This is a genomic window from Marinimicrobium sp. ARAG 43.8 (assembly GCF_050113635.1).
In the GTDB taxonomy this organism is placed as follows: Bacteria; Pseudomonadota; Gammaproteobacteria; order Pseudomonadales; family Cellvibrionaceae; genus Marinimicrobium.
In genome coordinates, this window is the sequence record NZ_JBNJLT010000001.1 from 602,964 (window position 1) to 619,793 (window position 16,830).

A 16,830-nucleotide genomic window follows, 5' to 3' on the forward strand; every position below is an offset into this window, starting at 1 on the left:
ATGCCCTACACATTGGACCAAACGGCAAAGTTGCTCCACGTTGGTCGCAACAGTATGACGCGAACATTACGCCAGCGCGGCGTGTTCGATGCCACGAACAAGCCCCAAGGCCGCTACAGCGGCGCAGGCTATTTCGTGGTGTGCCACAAAAGCTATCGACACCCGATAAAGGGTGATCAGGTTTATCACCGCACACTGGTTACCAGCTCCGGTCTGTTGATGATTGGACGCATGCTGGGTACCAGCCAACCCACCAAAGACAAACCCACTTTGCATTAGGAGAACGTATGCAACCCACTCATCATCCACTCGACCGCCCTCCTGTCTTCACGGGAATTGATCCAGATCCGCATCAGGACAGCATGACCATACACCTGGGAGAAAGTCTGACCAGCAACGTATTAAAGCAATGCACTCAAGCCGTGCGTGAACTGGTAGCGCTTGCCTTAAAGGATTGTGGCGGCAGCCAAGCAGCCGCTGAAGTCCTTCTCGGAACGTATAACGGGCGAAGCTATCCGATGAACCTCACCGAGCTTTGCCGACTGGATGACCGCTACTACAAAGCGGCCGTTACGGTTATTCATTTGCGCTGCCGCCTGAACACCGAGCCGCACCAGTTGCTCGCCAACGGGGATTCAATTTTTCAGAAACTCGCGCAAGAGTGGGAACACCTGCGTGTTCAGCATTAAAGAGGACTTACCATGAGCGATGCCGTTGATATTGCAACTGAAACCGCCGAAGTAAACTTGGCGATCATTCTACGCAATCGCCCACGTCTTTCGAGCCGCCCTTCCGCTACTGAGTGTGAGGACTGTGATTCCCCCATTCCTACTGCTCGGCAGGAGGCAGTACCTGGGGTACAGAAATGCGTCCAGTGCCAACAGCTGGCAGATCAACACCAAGGGTTTAACACTGGCCGATATCACTAACGGCCAGACACTTTCATGACTATTAACCACGGCGTTAAGCAGTAAAGAAACGCCATACACCGGAGCATGCACCCATGACCACATCAGAAACTCTTGTCACCATAAGACAAAGCTTGCCGCCAGAGCAGTTTGCCGGATTTCTTAGAGGGAGCGCCATAAACGCGCTGCTCAACTCCCCCCAGCCTGACTTGGAAGTATTGAAGAGTGGGCGAAGTTACTTGAACCGGCTGATTACTCACATTGAGGAAGACATTGGGACATATGCCTATTGCTGGGCTAACGGCATTATTGAGTTCGGGAAAGCCACTCCATCCGGTGCGATTCCGATAGCGCATGGTCCCGATCAAATCATCCGCGATAAAGTCACCCAGATTGCCGAATCCCGACCAGAGGATGGGCTGGACGGCCCCCTTATTCGAGTTCCCGGAACCAGTGAAAATGACTATGAAGAAAATGCCGTGGCCGTAACAACCTTTCGAGAGCAACTTAAAAAGATGGCCATGAATGAGAAGGACACCAAGCAACAATGACTACCAAGACAACAAACCGTCAGCTAAGCCAAAGCGAACTGAACCAGATCGCGTCAATCATCGGACAGCAAGTGATTATAGAGGTACGCCGGGAGACTCCATCACCGCCACTAGCATCTGGCACGCCTTTGCGAAAAATCCTTTGGGACTCCAAAGACTGCGCCAGATACTTGCGAGTCAGCACCAGGCATTTTGCCGAAAAGCTGAGCTATCACCACGAATTCCCAAAGCCCGTAAAACTACCCAGTGAAACTGGCAAGCGTGGCCACCGGCGGTGGTATGCGAAGGAAGTCATTCAATGGTTGGAGCGGAGAGGTTAATCCAATTGTAATGCCAGCTCTTCCGCCTGCTTGTTGTAGTAGGTCATCAGTTGCTTTATGTCACGGTGACCTACCATTCTGGCCAGGTCCATAACATCAAGTTTTTGCGCCAGCCGGGTAATCGCTTCGTGCCGCGTATCATGGAAAGTCAGGTCCTCGATGCCGGCACGAGTTACTGCCTTCTTGAAAACTGTGCTCAGATTACCAGACCTTACCCGGAACAATTGCTCTCCGTTGTCCCAAGGCCTCAACCGTTCCAGCAACCTCAACGCCTCCTTCGATAAGGGCACCTTTCGTGGAAATCCATTCTTGGTGTCCACCAGCAACGCGACTCGCTTCTCAATATCGATATGCTCTGGACAGAGTGCGCATATCTCCCCTGCCCTCATGGCCGTCTCCAGGGCAAACAGAAACGCCACAGCCACACGCTGTTGCTGCTGTTCCACCGGCCACTCTTCGGAATACCGCAAGCACAGCAGAATGGCTTCTTGCTCTTTTGGCCAAATGCGCCGATCCCGGTGGGGGGGATTCTTCGGCCGCTGCAAGTCCTCCATGGGATTTGACTCATTAATCGCCAACGCCTGGCTTGGGTAAAACAGTGACTCAGCAGGTTCAGCTCCCGGTTTACCGAAGAAGCCTTCACCGACTTTAACCGCTCATCCATCCATTCTTCGATATCCTCTCGGCGAATGTCCGACAGCTTCACCTTGGCCATAGGGTATTGAAGGAAGCCCCGAAGCCGGATGATCTCCCAGTGGGCTCCTTTCTTCTGCTCGGAGACTTCCTCGGCATACCGCTGGAACACGTCCTGCAACCGCATCGTTGGACTATAGTTGCCTCCTTTCGACAGCTCGTACTCTGTCTCTGCTGCCCAGGACTTCGCCGCTTGCTTAGTTGGCAGCACCTTCGATCGACGTATGCCATTCACACAAACCGCCGCCTGCACCCCTCGGCCAGATTTTCTAAATGTCGCCACCTCTCCACCCCGCCAGACTCATGAGACATGCGTAAACCATACGCAAATTATGCGTAACGCTCGTAAATAATATACGTATTTTTGCGGCTTCTTGCGAGTTTCGGGCGGCAATAAAAAACCCGCTACGCCTCATTATACGGGGCTTAGCGGGTTTTTTGTGGTTTCTATGAAACCTGTGAATGGTGCCCAAGGCCGGACTTGAACCGGCACGGCTTGCGCCACTACCCCCTCAAGATAGCGTGTCTACCAATTCCACCACTTGGGCATTAAACGGGGTCATTTAACGGTACTTTTTACTCAGCCGGAACTTCCGGTACTTCATCCGCAGGGGCGGCTTCGCCGTCTACTTGCGGTACGTCGGACTCTTCAGCCGGCGCTTGTTGTTCCATGACGCTCGGGATGTCGGCGTTAATGCCTACACCGGATTTGTTCTTGGCGATAATGGCCAGACCAAAACTGGTGGCAAAAAATACCACCGCGCAAATGGCGGTCATGCGGCTGAAAAAGTTGCCGCTGCCCTGACTCCCGAACACGGTCTGCGAGGCGCCTGCCCCGAAGGACGCTCCGGCTACGGCACCTTTACCCTGCTGAAGCAGGATCAGGGCGATAATGGCCAGGGCTGTCAGTACGTGCACGATGAGAACGATAGTTTCCATGGTGTTCGTCTCTTCTAACGTAAACGGTAGCGCCGGGGCCTGGTGGCCTCCGGCGCTGTTTCAAAGCCGCTACTCAATGGCAGCTTTGCAAATAGCGACGAAGTCGTCTGCGCTCAGTGATGCTCCGCCGAGCAGGGCACCGTCAATATCGGGCAACGCAAAAAGCTGTTTGGCGTTGCCTGGCTTGACGCTACCACCGTACAAAATCTGCACGTCCCCGCCCACGGTCCCGAGCTCTGCCCTCAGGAAGCGATGCACTTCCTCGGCCTGCTCCGGTGTGGCGGTTTTGCCGGTGCCTACAGCCCAGACGGGCTCGTATGCCACGACGGCTTTATCAAAAGCCTGCAATCCGACCCGGTTCACCACGGTACTCAACTGACGACCGATGGTTTCCAGAGCGTGTCCGGATTCCCGTTCCTGTTCGGATTCCCCGACACAGAGAATGGGCGTTAATCCTGCTTGCTGGGCGGCGTGAAACTTATCGGCCACCTGGGCGTCGGTTTCACTCTGCATCCGGCGCCGTTCGTTGTGACCGACGATCACGTAACGACACCCCAGATCCTTTAGCATACTCCCGGCGATTTCCCCGGTGTAGGCGCCGGCATCGTGCTCGTTGACCGTTTGCGCACCCAGTGCAACCGGGCTTTGCGCCAGCGCCTCAGAAGCCTGCTCCAGATACACAAACGGAGGGCAAATGGCCGCGTCAACATTTGCATGGCCGGACCACAGGTCCGTGATGCCTTTCAGCAACCCGGCATTCGCTGCCCGGGAGCCGTTCATTTTCCAGTTACCGACGACCAATCGTCGGCGACGTTGTCTTTCGTTCAAGGGGTCCCCCTTAAAGCGGGCGCCAATCTTAGCGAAGTTGGGGGTAACATACAATCCCAAATCGCCCCCCGGCCCCGCTTTTCTCTCAAGTTGGTTGATGGGTCTCTCGTTCTCGTATTCATTCGCAGTATAGCCCTTCTAGTTGAGGGCTTTTTCCACGACGGCGGCCAGTTCCTGGCACAGTTCCTTGACCTTGGCTTTGTCCTCCCCTTCTACCATTACCCGCACAACGGGCTCGGTACCGGACGGGCGCAACAGCACCCGGCCCGATCCGGCCAGTTTGTTCTCGACCGCCTTAATGGCGTCCTGAATGGTGGCATCCTGATCAAGGTCCAGCGTGCGCGACCGGCTCACGTTGATCATGGTTTGCGGCATTTTATGCATGCCTTTTTTAATCTTGTGCAGCGACTCGCCCATGGTAGTGAGCGCCAACAATACCTGCAGCGCGGAGATGATGCCGTCTCCGGTGGTGGTGACGTTACTGCAGACAATGTGCCCGGAGGACTCCCCCCCCAGCCCCCAGCCTTGTTGACGCATCATCTCAATGACGTAGCGGTCACCGACTTTGGCTCGTCCGAACGGGACGCCGAGATTCTTCAAGGCCAGCTCCAGCCCGAAATTACTCATCAACGTACCGGCCACCCCCTCACAGCCGCCGCTGTAACGGTGCTGATACTCGGCAATGATGTAGAGCAGCTCGTCGCCATCGACAATCTCGCCACGATGATCCACGAAGATGACCCGGTCACCATCGCCATCGAAGGCAATGCCCAGGTCCGCGCCCAGCTCCATGACTTTCTCTTTGAGCAGGTCGGTTTTGGTGGAGCCGCAGCCGCGGTTAATGTTCGTGCCATTGGGGTCGGTGGCCACCGGGATGACTTTGGCCCCAAGCTCGCTGAACACGCTCGGCGCAATGTGGTACGTCGCGCCGTTGGCGCAATCGACCACGATTTGCAGCCCCTGTAAGCTGAAACCCCAGGGCATAGTGCCTTTGCAAAACTCAATGTAGCGACCCGAGGCGTCTTCGATGCGGCGTGCCTTGCCGAGCCGTTCGGCGGTCACCATGGGTTCGTTCAGTTGTTCTTCAATGGCCTGCTCCACCTCATCCGGCAGTTTGGTGCCGTTGCCACTAAAAAACTTGATGCCGTTGTCGGCGTAGGGATTGTGAGAGGCGCTGATGACGATGCCCGCCTGGGCCTGAAAGGTTCTCGTCAGGTAGGCGATACCGGGGGTGGGCATAGGGCCGAGCAGGCCGACATCGACACCGGCATTGATGAGCCCTGCCTGAAGCGCGGACTCAAACATATAGCCGGAGATGCGGGTATCCTTGCCGATCAGAATCATGTTGGGTCCGGCGTAGCGGTCCACCAGCACACGGCCTGCCGCCCAACCCAGCTTGAGCATGAAATCCGGTGTAATGGGCGCTTCGCCCACCTGCCCACGGATACCATCAGTGCCGAAATATTGTCGTGCCATAGCGTCCTGGCGCCTCTCTCATCATTAATGGGTAGGGTTTAAACCGGTCGGCGTTTCATCCAGTGCCGACCAGACCTTCAAAACATCACGGGTGGCCGCCACATCGTGCACACGGATGATGTGTGCGCCTCGCTCTGCGGCGGCCAGCGCCAGCGCCAGGCTGCCGGGCAGGCGTTCGCTGACGTCGCGGCCCAGCAGTTTGTCCATCATCGATTTACGTGACAGTCCCACCAGAACGGGGAAACCCAGCGCGACCAGATCATTTAATTGTCTCAGCAATGCCAGATTGTGCGCCAGCGTTTTACCAAAACCAAAGCCTGGATCGAGAATCAGGCGTTCGCGATCAATGCCTGCTCGCTCACACTCGGCCGCTCTGGCTTTGAGGAAGTCGATCACTTCGACAACCGGATCGCTGTAGGTCGGTTGAGCCTGCATGGTCTCTGGCTGGCCTTGCATGTGCATCAGGCATACCGGCAAACCGCTCTCGGCCACCGCTTCCAGGGCACCCTCGCGTTGCAACGCACGCACATCGTTAATCAGCCCGGCCCCAGCACGCACGCTGGCCCGCATGACAGCGGGAGAACTGGTATCCACCGACACCAGCGCCCCCAGTTCCTTCACTAATGACTCCACGACGGGTATGACCCGGTCCAGCTCTTCCTGTTCACTCGGAGGACGGGCACCCGGACGGGTGGACTCCCCGCCGACATCAATAATATCGGCCCCTTCTTCGAGCATTTTCCGGGCACGTTGCAGGGTAAGATCCAGAGACAGCTGACCGTTTTGGTAGTAACTTCCACCATCTGAAAAAGAATCTGGGGTCGTATTCAGAATCCCCATAAGGCGGGGGCGCGATAGGTCCAGGTTGTGGCTGCCAAAGCGCATGGGCGAGGGTTCCGGGCGTCGTGTTTGGGTGAGGAAAAAAATCCCCGACTCAAAGGCCGGGGATTATAGCAGAAATGGCCGGCGAACCCGGCATTTGCGATGCGGCGTCAGTGCTCTTCCGCAGGCCCACCAATGGGACCTGACTGTTTGCCATCCTTGCCCTCATTCGAGCTTCCCTCACTGCCTTTGCCACCCAAATGACTGTTGAAGTCGTCATCGTGCCAGTCGCGCGGCGGACGCACTTTGCGGCGGGCCATCAAATCGTCCACTTGCTCGGAGTCGATGGTTTCGTACTCCATCAGCGCGTCTTTCATGGCTTCGAGAATATCCCGGTTGTCCTTCAGGATTTGCTCAGCGCGCTTGTAACAGGTGTCGATGATCTGGCGCACCTCTTCGTCGATCAACTTGGAGGTTTCACCGGAATAGTTGGGCACACCCGAACCAGGCATCACACCTTCATCTTCTCCGTAGTGCAACGGGCCGAGTTTTTCGGACAAGCCCCATTTGGTGACCATATTTCGGGCCAATTCAGTCGCCCGCTCAATATCGTTGGAGGCACCAGTGGTAATCCCGTCCGCACCCAGGGTCATGTCTTCAGCGATCCGGCCACCGAACAGCGTACAGATGCTGGACTCAATGGAGCGACGGCTCATGCTGTATTTGTCCCCTTCGGGCAGGAACTGGGTAACCCCCAGTGCGCGACCGCGAGGAATGATGGTGACCTTGTGAATCGGGTCGTGCTCGGGCACGATTTTACCCACGATGGCATGGCCAGCTTCGTGGTAGGCGGTATTTTCCTTTTCCTTCTCGCTCATCACCATGGAGCGGCGTTCAGAGCCCATCATGATTTTGTCGCGCGCCTTTTCGAACTCTTCCATGGTCACCAGACGCTTGTTGCCTCGGGCGGCGAACAGGGCCGCTTCGTTCACCAGGTTGGACAGATCCGCACCGGAAAAGCCGGGGGTGCCGCGGGCAATCACGGAAGCCTCCACGCGCTCATCAATAGGCACTTTGCGCATGTGCACCTTGAGAATCTGCTCGCGACCGCGCACATCCGGCAAGCCCACCACGACCTGGCGGTCAAAGCGTCCGGGGCGCAGCAAGGCCTTGTCGAGTACGTCGGGGCGGTTAGTCGCGGCGATCACAATCACGCCCTCATTACCTTCGAAACCGTCCATTTCCACGAGCAGCTGGTTCAGGGTTTGTTCGCGCTCATCGTGACCGCCCCCGTGACCACCACCGCGATGGCGACCTACGGCGTCGATTTCGTCGATAAAGATGATACAGGGCGCCTGCTTCTTGGCCTGATCGAACATATCCCGCACGCGCGAGGCGCCCACGCCAACGAACATTTCCACAAAGTCCGAGCCGGAAATCGAAAAGAACGGTACCTTGGCTTCGCCGGCAATGGCCTTGGCCAACAGGGTTTTACCGGTACCCGGAGGGCCAGCCATCAACACGCCGCGCGGAATCTGGCCGCCGAGACGCTGAAATTTGGACGGATCTTTCAGATACTCCACCAGTTCCTGCACCTCTTCCTTGGCTTCATCCACGCCCGCCACATCGGCAAAGGTGGTTTTGACCTGATCCTCGCCGAGCAGCTTGGCCTTGCTCTTGCCAAAGCTCATGGGGCCGCCCTTGCCGCCCACACCGCCTTGCATCTGGCGCATGAAGAATAGAAATACCGCGATAATGATCAGAATCGGGAAGCTGGCCACCAGCAATTGCTGCCACAGGCTGGGCCGATCGGGCTCCTGGTTGCGAACGGTGACATTGGCATTGAGCAGATCATCCATCAGGCGCGGATCACCGATTTGCGGCAATACGGTCTGGAAGCTGCTGCCGTCACTGTAGGTGCCCTTCACGTTCAGCCCCTGGATGGTGACATCGCGCACCCGCTCATTCTGCACGGAGCGCACAAAATCCGAGTAGCTGACGCTCTCGTTGGTGGCGGGCTGATTAAAGCCCTGAAACACCGTGAAGAGCACCGCGGCGATGATCAGCCACAAAATCAGGTTTTTGGTCATATCGTTCAAGGAAATATCCCCGTTTCTCTTTGACTTCGGGTTGACTTCGGGCCTCTCGTGACCCAATAACTGACAGTATAATGTCGCGTAGCGGCTCTATACCAATCTTCCTGACACTCGCCGACTCACTCATACAAAACTTTACGCAAATCGCGCCCTGACAACCGCCGTTCGTCTCAGCCGCGAAAGCCGCGCGCCACCCAGAACACTTCCCTGGAGCGTGCCCTGGACGAGTCAGGCTTGCGCACGGCCACCTTGGTAAAGGTGTCGCGGGTGTCTTTCAACAGGCTGTCAAAACCCTCGCCGTGAAACACTTTGGCCACAAAATCGCCGCCGGGTTTCAGCACCTGGCGGGCCATATCCAGCGCCAACTCCACCAGATACATGGCTTTGGGCTGGTCAACGGCATTCATACCGCTCATGTTGGGGGCCATATCCGAGATTACAAGGTCCGCCCGGTGCTCTCCGAGCGCGTCCAGCAAGGCATTCAGCACAGTCTCCTCGGTAAAGTCGCCCTGAATAAAGTCGACCCCCGCCAGGCTGTCCATTGGCAGGATATCCGAGGCGAGCACTCGCCCTTTCTCCCCGACCCGCTCGGCGGCCACCTGGGACCAGCCACCAGGGGCCGCCCCCAGGTCCACCACGGTCATGCCGGGCCGAAATAATCGATCCTTACCGTCCAGCTCCAGCAATTTGTAGCTGGCCCGGGAACGGTAGCCGTCCTGTTGGGACTGTTTGACGTAGCGGTCGCTGAAGTGTTCGTCCAGCCAGCGATTACTGCTTTTTGATCTAGCCATGATGGTAAGGGGAGATTCGGTTACAATGCCGGTCTTTTCGAGCCGACCCAAATGAAGGTATTGTCATGCCACTGAGCGCCGATCGCAAGAAACAGTTCCGAGCCCTGGGACACAACCTCAAACCCATTGTCACTTTAGGCGACAACGGCTTGAGTGACGGTGTGCGCGCCGAACTCAACCGGGCGCTGGATGACCACGAGCTGATCAAGGTAAAAATCGCCGTGGCCGAGAGGGAGGACCGCAAGATTCTGCTTGAAGAGCTCGCGGCACTGCCTGGAGTGGAGCTGGTTCAACAGGTGGGCAAAATTGCCTTGCTGTACCGGGCGAACCCGAAACCCAACCCGAAGTTGTCGAATTTGCTGCGTTAAGGACGTGGGCCGGTTTGAGTAACGGCGGATGACTGCGTCCGCCGTTAAGGCCCGGGCCCACCAGCCTCACTAGATGTGCTCTACCTTGTCGATTTCATAGTCCACCTCGCCGCCCGGCGTCTTGATGGTGACCACATCGCCCTCTTCCTTGCCAATCAAACCGCGGGCAATGGGTGAGTTGACGGAAATCTTGTTCGCTTTCACGTCAGCTTCGTCATCCCCCACAATGCGGTAGGTCACTGCCTGCTCGGTATCGCAGTTAATGATGGTGACCGTGGTGCCGAAAATAACCTTGCCACTTGGATCAATCGCCTTGACATCAATCACCTGGGCATTGGCCAGCTTGCCTTCGATTTCCTGAATTCGCCCTTCGCAGAAACTCTGTTGTTCACGCGCAGCGTGATACTCGGCGTTTTCCTTCAAATCACCGTGCTCACGGGCCTCGGCAATCGCCTGGCTGATGCGCGGGCGCTGCACTTTTTTCAAATCGTTCAACTCGACGCGCAGAGCTTCCGCGCCTTCCACTGTCATAGGTACCTTGCTCATGCACCGATCCTCCCGTGCAGCTCCTGCAGGCGCCGCACTTCTGTAAATTGTCCAAAACGCAGTGCCATACACAATGCTTCGCCAGCGGCGAGGGTGGTCGTGTAGTACACCCGATGGTTTTCCGCGCTGCGGCGGATGGACGCCGAGTCACGAGTGGCCTGGCGGCCTTCGGTGGTATTGATGATCAAATTGATTTGATCGTTCTTGATCATGTCCACAATGTGCGGACGACCTTCCACCACCTTGTTCACGATATCCACATCAATGCCGGCTTCTTTCAGAACCGCCGCCGTTCCCCGCGTGGCCACCAGTTTGAAGCCGAGTTCAATCAGATCGCGAGCCACCGGTACAACACCTGGTTTATCCACATCACGCACACTGATAAAAGCGGTGCCTCCCGTCGGCAACTTACTGCCCGCTCCCAACTGGGATTTGGCGAAAGCTTCACCAAAGGTGTCACCCACGCCCATCACTTCACCGGTGGATTTCATTTCCGGACCGAGAATCGGGTCCACGGCCGGGAATTTATTGAAGGGGAACACCGCCTCTTTCACACTGTAGTAGTCCGGTACGATCTCCTGGGTAAAACCTTGATCTTTCAGACTCACACCGGCCTGGCAACGTGCAGCTACTTTGGCCAGGGACACGCCTACACACTTGGACACAAACGGTACGGTGCGGGAGGCACGCGGGTTTACTTCAATCACGTAAATCTCGCCGTCCTGATACGCCAGCTGAGTGTTCATCAAACCGACTACGCCCAGTTCCAGTGCCATGGCCTTGATCTGCTCGCGCATCAGGTTCTGGACATCTTTGGGCAGCGAGTAAGGCGGTAGGGAACACGCGGAATCCCCGGAGTGAACGCCACACTGTTCGATATGCTGCATGATGCCGCCAATCACGACCTGTTCGCCATCGGACACGGCGTCCACGTCGACTTCGATGGCCGAACTCAGGAAGTGGTCGAGCAGCACCGGGGCGTCCTCAGAGACTTCCACCGCTGTATTCATGTAGGTGCGCAGCTCATCTTCCTTATAGACGATTTCCATGGCGCGCCCACCCAGCACATAGGAGGGGCGAACCACCAGTGGGTAACCCACCTGCTCGGCCACCACCAGCGCTTCGTCCAGCGAACGGACAATCGCGTTGGGCGGCTGTTTGAGGCCCAGCTTGTTGATCATCTGCTGGAAGCGTTCGCGGTCTTCCGCGCGGTCAATCGCGTCCGGCGTGGTGCCGATAATCGGCACGCCCTCGGCTTCCAGGGCTCGGGCCAGTTTCAGCGGCGTCTGACCACCGAACTGTACAATCACGCCCTTGGGTTTTTCTTTGTGAACAACTTCCAGCACATCTTCCAGCGTTACCGGTTCGAAGAACAGGCGGTCGGAGGTGTCGTAGTCCGTGGACACGGTTTCCGGGTTACAGTTGACCATAATGGTTTCGTAACCGTCATCGCGCATTGCCAGCGCCGCGTGTACACAGCAGTAGTCAAACTCGATGCCCTGCCCGATGCGGTTCGGGCCACCGCCGATCACCAGAATCTTCTGCTTGTCGCTGGGGTTGGCTTCACACTCCTCCTCATACGTGGAGTACATATAGGCAGTGGAGGTCGCAAATTCTGCCGCACAGGTATCCACACGCTTGTAGACCGGACGGATGTTCAGCTCGTGCCGACGACGACGCACGGCCTGCTCGCCGGTGTGCAGCAACACCGCCAGACGTTTATCGGAAAAGCCTTTGCGCTTCAGGCGGAACAGGGTGTCGGCATCCATATCCTGGATGGTCTTGCCCTCAAGCGCCTGCTCACTGTCGATAATATCTTTCACCTGCACCAGGAACCAGGGATCGATCTTGGACAGTTCAAACGCTTCATCCACACTCATGCCTGTGCGGAAGGCGTCGCCCAGGTACCAGATGCGTTCGGCGCCTGGCGTGCTCAACTCACGGCGCAAACGCGCTGGCGTGTCGCTGTCCTGCAGATCCACACGGGACTCGAAACCCACTGAGCCCACTTCCAGCCCACGCAACGCTTTCTGCATGGACTCCTGGAACGTACGACCGATGGCCATGACTTCGCCCACGGATTTCATCTGGGTGGTCAGGCGGGCGTCGGCGTCACCGAATTTTTCAAAGGTGAAGCGCGGAATCTTCGTGACCACGTAGTCAATGGTGGGCTCGAAAGAGGCCGGCGTCGCGCCACCGGTAATGTCATTCTGCAATTCATCCAGCGTGTAGCCCACCGCCAGTTTCGCGGCCACTTTGGCGATGGGGAAACCGGTTGCCTTGGAGGCCAGGGCGGAGGAGCGGGACACCCGGGGATTCATTTCGATCACGACCATGCGACCATTTTCCGGATTCACCGCAAATTGCACGTTGGAACCGCCGGTTTCCACACCGATTTCACGCAGCACCGCCAGCGAGGCGTTACGCATGATTTGGTATTCCTTGTCGGTCAGCGTCTGGGCGGGCGCCACGGTGATCGAGTCACCGGTGTGCACGCCCATGGGGTCGAAGTTCTCGATCGAGCAGACGATGATGCAGTTGTCATTTCGGTCGCGCACCACCTCCATTTCATACTCTTTCCAGCCCAGCAGGGATTCGTCGATCAACAGTTCGTTGACCGGTGACAGATCCAGACCGCGCTCACAGATTTCCTCGAACTCTTCCCAGTTATAGGCAATACCACCACCAGAGCCACCCATGGTGAACGACGGGCGGATAATGCAGGGGAAACCGAACATTTTCGGCACTTCCAGCGCCTCTTCCATGGAGTGCACGATTTTGGCCTTGGCACACTCAAGACCAATGCGCTTCATGGCCTGGTCAAACAAATCGCGGTCTTCCGCCATATTGATGGCGTCTTCGTTGGCGCCGATCAGTTCCACGCCATACTTTTCCAGCACGCCGTGCTTGGCCAGATCCAGCGCGCAGTTCAGAGCCGTCTGCCCCCCCATGGTGGGCAGCACCACATCCGGCTTTTCTTTCTCGATGATCTTTTCCACCGTCCGCCACTCGATGGGCTCGATGTAGGTGGCGTCGGCCATGGCCGGGTCAGTCATGATGGTGGCCGGGTTGGAGTTCACCAGAATCACCCGGTAGCCCTCTTCGCGCAGCGCTTTACACGCCTGGGCGCCGGAGTAGTCAAACTCACAGGCCTGGCCAATGACAATGGGCCCTGCGCCCAGAATCAGAATGCTGTTAATGTCAGTACGTTTTGGCATAGTGGCTCCGTTTGGGGCTTTCAGAGAGGCCGCGTCTCTGAAAAACCGCGCGTAATTCTTTCTTTACCCCTTTCGGGCTTGAATCAATTCAATAAAATGATCGAACAGTCCGTCGGCATCGTGCGGCCCGGGGCTGGCTTCCGGGTGTCCTTGGAAGCTGAAGGCTGGCTTGTCCGTGCGATGGATGCCCTGAAGAGAACCATCGAACAAGGAGCGATGTGTCGCTTTCAGATTGGCGGGAAGCGTGTCCTCATCCGCCGCAAAACCGTGGTTCTGAGCGGTAATCATCACCCGGCCAGTTTCCAGATCCTGTACCGGATGGTTGCCACCGTGATGGCCGAATTTCATTTTCAGTGTTTTCGCACCAGAGGCCAGCGCGAGCAGCTGGTGCCCCAAGCAAATACCGAACACCGGCATACCGGTCTCAACGATTTCCTGGATGGCTTCGATGGCGTAGGTGCAGGGCTCTGGATCTCCCGGACCATTGGCCAGGAACACGCCGTCCGGGTTCATGGCCAGCACCTCTTTGGCGGGCGTTTGCGCCGGTACAACGGTGATATCACAGCCGCGATCTACCAACATCCGCAAGATGTTGCGCTTCACGCCATAATCATAGGCCACTACTTTGTAGGGTTGTTTCCCGCTCGGGGTGACGTGCCCCTCGCCCAACTGCCAGGTACCTTCCGTCCAGGTGTAAGGCTCCTTCACACTGACCTCTTTGGCCAGGTCCATGCCCTTCAAACCGGCAAAGGCCCTGGCTTCGGCCAGTGCTTTATCTTCGTCAATCTCCCCGGCCATGATGCAGCCGTTTTGCGCCCCTTTATCCCGCAGCAGGCGAGTCAGGCGACGCGTATCGATATCGGCAATCCCGATGATGTTCTGGCTCTTGAGGTATTCCGGCAGGGTCTGCTCCTGGCGGAAGTTGCTGGCCAGCAGCGGTAAATCCCGAATCACCAGGCCGGCGGCCCAGCTGCGGTCACACTCGGCATCCTCGGCGTTCGTGCCGGTGTTGCCAATGTGCGGATAGGTCAGGGTAACGATCTGACGGGCGTAGGAGGGGTCGGTCAGGATTTCCTGATAACCGGTCATGGAGGTATTGAACACCACCTCTCCCACCGACAGCCCCTCGGCACCAATAGCGATACCGCGAAAAATACTGCCGTCTTCAAGAACAAGTACAGCGGGTGTGGAAGTCCCGGTAGTCAAGTCAACCTCCTCAAACATGGTGACTGCGGCCATCCAGCCGAACTCTTCACTTCCGATCGCTCGCCCGAAAACCCGATGGGGCGTGCCTTTTCACAGGCTCAGCGAGACAGCCGCACGACCCGGAGGGTGCGAAATCAGCGATAAGCTATACGGACTGCGCGCAAGTGAAAGCCCGGCTGCGGGTGCAAAAAAGCGAGATGAAACCCCAGCCTCATCTCGCTTCGCTACAATCCTGCTGACCGGCGTTAGGTCAAGTGTAATTTCGACCGGCAATTTTACGCGAGGTGGCCGACGCTGTCCAATGGAAAAGCCACCTGAATCAATGCCGCTTGAATCTCAGCCGGAGCGGTCCCGCACCCACTTATCGCCTTCCTTGTGATATTCGTTTTTCACTGCGGCCCAGGCCACCCGGTGAGCGGTCTCCTCCCGGCTGGCATCGCCGCGGCGGTCTTCGCTGTCCTTGTATTCCTCCCAAGCGGCGTTAAAGGCTTTGCGGTAAATCTCCTGCCCGTGGGACGGTACGTTATCCCGCACCCCTTTGGGCAACTCTGAATTTCTCTGGTAAGGCATGCTCGTTTCTCCTTTCATCACATTGCTCTTTATAGGACTGGCCAACGGGTGCTCTGTTCCCGATGGCGCCGGGGTTTACGCCCGCCATTCCATGGGTAGCTTTTCCTGGAGGTACTCCCGCAACGCGGTCACCTTCGGTGTCAATTCCCGGCGGTGGCGTACACACAGGAAAAACTCCAGCGGATCAATCCGGGCACGAGCCTCTTCACTGCCGTCCGCAACGTCCTTCTCGGCGAACAGCTCCACCAGCTCTCCCCGCGCAATCATTGGCTCGGCGATAAAGGCACCCAGCCGTGTAATCCCGGCACCGGCCTGGGCCATTCTCGCCAGCACGTCGATATCGTCGCTGATCATTCGGGCCCGAACCGGGGCGTCGAAGTGCAGACCGTTGCGCACAAACCCCCAGCGCAGAAAACGTCCGTCCACCGGGAATCGGAAGACCAGGCAGTCGTGCTGACTCAGCTCCTCCGGTGTCGCAGGCCGACCCGCCCGGGCCAGATAGTCTGGCGAGGCGCAAAACAACGAGGGCACCCGGGCAATGCACTGCGCCACCAGGCCGGGTTCAAGGGCCGCGCCGATGCGAATGCTGGCGTCGAGAGATTCCCGTGCGTGATCCACATTGCGATCCGTAGCCAGCACCTCCACCGTCAGCTGCGGATAGCGTCGACTGAACTCGGGCAGTATGGGCGACAACACATGGCGCGCAAACGCGCCCGTCGCGGCCACCCGCAATCGCCCCGAGGGCTCTTTCTGGCGGGCCGCCACGGACTGGTTGGCCAGCTCCAGCTCCCGAACCAGGCCTTTTACGCGGTCGTAATAGTCGGCGCCGTCGTCAGTGAGCGCCAGGCTTCGGGTCGTACGCGTTAACAACCGCACCCCCAGCGCACTCTCCAGGCGCTGGACGTTCTGGCTGGCGGCAGCGGCGGAGATGCCCAGCAACCGCGCGCTCCCGGCAATACTGCCCGCCTCCACGGCTTTCACAAAGGTTTCAATTCCCCGCAATGCACTCATAAGCCAAACCTTTCAATAATTTCTATTCGTAAGTTTAGCTTATGCCAGACATCAGTGCCGCCGCTCTACCGGCCGTCGGCGCCACCCTCTACAGTGAGCCCATACGGTGATTACGCGCCTGCGTAGAGTGCAGCGTGTAGAACCGCACCAAACACGGTGTCGGCAAGAGGAGGTTTTTATGACATCACCCACATCCACCCCACTCACCGGGACTCGAAAGCTGCCCGTGCGTATGACGCCCTGGGTATTCTCGCTGTACATGGCCACAATCATGGCCTTCCTGATGACCTTGCTGATTACCGCGCTCAATAACGGTTTTTCCTCGGAGTACCCGGTTCAGGTCTGGCACGCTTACCGGGTGGCCATGCCCTGCGCGTTCGGCTGTATTCTGGTGGTGCGTCCGGTCGTGATGCGGCTGGTGAGCTGGACCGTTCACCCCCATTAATGACAAGCACCGAGCCAAGTGAGCCTTACCGCCCGCTTGGCC

The 16,830-nt window shown here is 57.6% G+C and carries 18 protein-coding genes and 1 tRNA gene; 6 read left to right on the top strand and 13 right to left on the bottom strand.

Annotated elements, in window-relative coordinates; all coding sequences use genetic code 11:
* From ACQCLF_RS02550 to ACQCLF_RS02565, 4 genes are all read left to right on the top strand, one after another.
* On the top strand, window positions 1-279 hold the full coding sequence (locus ACQCLF_RS02550) for a phage antirepressor KilAC domain-containing protein (protein WP_426984747.1): 279 nt from the start codon (window positions 1-3) through the stop codon (window positions 277-279).
* 8 nt (window positions 280-287) lie between these two features.
* Window positions 288-689, top strand: coding sequence for a DUF7673 family protein (locus tag ACQCLF_RS02555; RefSeq protein ID WP_426984748.1), 402 nt, complete (start codon window positions 288-290; stop codon window positions 687-689).
* A gap of 12 nt (window positions 690-701) precedes the next feature.
* On the top strand, window positions 702-929 hold the full coding sequence (locus ACQCLF_RS02560) for a TraR/DksA C4-type zinc finger protein (RefSeq protein WP_426984749.1): 228 nt from the start codon (window positions 702-704) through the stop codon (window positions 927-929).
* Window positions 930-1,003: 74 nt separating this feature from the next.
* A complete protein-coding gene (locus ACQCLF_RS02565; RefSeq protein WP_426984750.1) occupies window positions 1,004-1,459 on the top strand; it encodes a hypothetical protein in 456 nt (151 codons plus the stop codon).
* Window positions 1,460-1,775: 316 nt separating this feature from the next.
* Here ACQCLF_RS02565 and ACQCLF_RS02570 read toward each other — a convergent pair whose 3' ends face one another.
* The 8 genes from ACQCLF_RS02570 to rlmE all read right to left on the bottom strand — a co-directional run bounded on the left by ACQCLF_RS02570 (window position 1,776) and on the right by rlmE (window position 9,424).
* Window positions 1,776-2,333 carry a site-specific integrase gene (locus ACQCLF_RS02570; protein ID WP_426984751.1) on the bottom strand — a complete coding sequence of 186 codons (558 nt, stop codon included), beginning with the start codon at window positions 2,331-2,333 and terminating at the stop codon, window positions 1,776-1,778.
* Window positions 2,334-2,935: 602 nt separating this feature from the next.
* Window positions 2,936-3,020, bottom strand: a tRNA-Leu gene (locus ACQCLF_RS02575).
* A gap of 28 nt (window positions 3,021-3,048) precedes the next feature.
* Window positions 3,049-3,411 (bottom strand): preprotein translocase subunit SecG, encoded by a 363-nt coding sequence (gene secG / locus ACQCLF_RS02580; protein WP_426984752.1) that lies wholly within the window; start codon window positions 3,409-3,411, stop codon window positions 3,049-3,051.
* Window positions 3,412-3,480: 69 nt separating this feature from the next.
* Window positions 3,481-4,239 (bottom strand): triose-phosphate isomerase, encoded by a 759-nt coding sequence (gene tpiA, locus ACQCLF_RS02585; protein WP_426984753.1) that lies wholly within the window; start codon window positions 4,237-4,239, stop codon window positions 3,481-3,483.
* A 138-nt stretch (window positions 4,240-4,377) separates the two neighbouring features.
* Complete coding sequence (gene glmM / locus ACQCLF_RS02590; protein WP_426984754.1) at window positions 4,378-5,715, bottom strand: phosphoglucosamine mutase; 1,338 nt, start codon at window positions 5,713-5,715, stop codon at window positions 4,378-4,380.
* Window positions 5,716-5,739: 24 nt separating this feature from the next.
* On the bottom strand, window positions 5,740-6,600 hold the full coding sequence (folP, locus tag ACQCLF_RS02595) for a dihydropteroate synthase (RefSeq protein ID WP_426984755.1): 861 nt from the start codon (window positions 6,598-6,600) through the stop codon (window positions 5,740-5,742).
* Between the two features lie 107 nt (window positions 6,601-6,707).
* The gene (ftsH, locus tag ACQCLF_RS02600; RefSeq protein ID WP_426985222.1) at window positions 6,708-8,627 is read right to left on the bottom strand and encodes an ATP-dependent zinc metalloprotease FtsH; all 1,920 of its coding nucleotides are present in this window, start codon (window positions 8,625-8,627) and stop codon (window positions 6,708-6,710) included.
* Window positions 8,628-8,803: 176 nt separating this feature from the next.
* A complete protein-coding gene (gene rlmE, locus ACQCLF_RS02605; protein ID WP_426984756.1) occupies window positions 8,804-9,424 on the bottom strand; it encodes a 23S rRNA (uridine(2552)-2'-O)-methyltransferase RlmE in 621 nt (206 codons plus the stop codon).
* Between the two features lie 65 nt (window positions 9,425-9,489).
* Between rlmE and ACQCLF_RS02610 the strand changes: the two genes are divergently transcribed.
* Entirely contained in the window at window positions 9,490-9,792 is a 303-nt protein-coding gene (locus ACQCLF_RS02610; protein ID WP_426984757.1) for a YhbY family RNA-binding protein, read from the top strand.
* A gap of 69 nt (window positions 9,793-9,861) precedes the next feature.
* On the opposite strand, the gene greA is transcribed toward ACQCLF_RS02610, so the two are convergent.
* From greA to ACQCLF_RS02635, 5 genes are all read right to left on the bottom strand, one after another.
* The gene (greA, locus tag ACQCLF_RS02615; RefSeq protein WP_426984758.1) at window positions 9,862-10,338 is read right to left on the bottom strand and encodes a transcription elongation factor GreA; all 477 of its coding nucleotides are present in this window, start codon (window positions 10,336-10,338) and stop codon (window positions 9,862-9,864) included.
* A complete protein-coding gene (gene carB, locus ACQCLF_RS02620) occupies window positions 10,335-13,556 on the bottom strand; it encodes a carbamoyl-phosphate synthase large subunit (protein WP_426984759.1) in 3,222 nt (1,073 codons plus the stop codon). The genes greA and carB overlap by 4 nt, the downstream gene beginning before the upstream one ends.
* A gap of 63 nt (window positions 13,557-13,619) precedes the next feature.
* Window positions 13,620-14,795 (bottom strand): glutamine-hydrolyzing carbamoyl-phosphate synthase small subunit, encoded by a 1,176-nt coding sequence (gene carA / locus ACQCLF_RS02625; protein WP_426984760.1) that lies wholly within the window; start codon window positions 14,793-14,795, stop codon window positions 13,620-13,622.
* A 303-nt stretch (window positions 14,796-15,098) separates the two neighbouring features.
* Window positions 15,099-15,332, bottom strand: coding sequence for a ChaB family protein (locus ACQCLF_RS02630; protein WP_426984761.1), 234 nt, complete (start codon window positions 15,330-15,332; stop codon window positions 15,099-15,101).
* Between the two features lie 75 nt (window positions 15,333-15,407).
* Window positions 15,408-16,343 carry a LysR substrate-binding domain-containing protein gene (locus ACQCLF_RS02635; protein ID WP_426984762.1) on the bottom strand — a complete coding sequence of 312 codons (936 nt, stop codon included), beginning with the start codon at window positions 16,341-16,343 and terminating at the stop codon, window positions 15,408-15,410.
* A 178-nt stretch (window positions 16,344-16,521) separates the two neighbouring features.
* Here ACQCLF_RS02635 and ACQCLF_RS02640 point away from each other — a divergent pair, with 178 nt between their 5' ends.
* Window positions 16,522-16,788 (top strand): DUF2798 domain-containing protein, encoded by a 267-nt coding sequence (locus tag ACQCLF_RS02640; protein ID WP_426984763.1) that lies wholly within the window; start codon window positions 16,522-16,524, stop codon window positions 16,786-16,788.
* The last annotated feature ends 42 nt before the right edge of the window (window positions 16,789-16,830 follow it).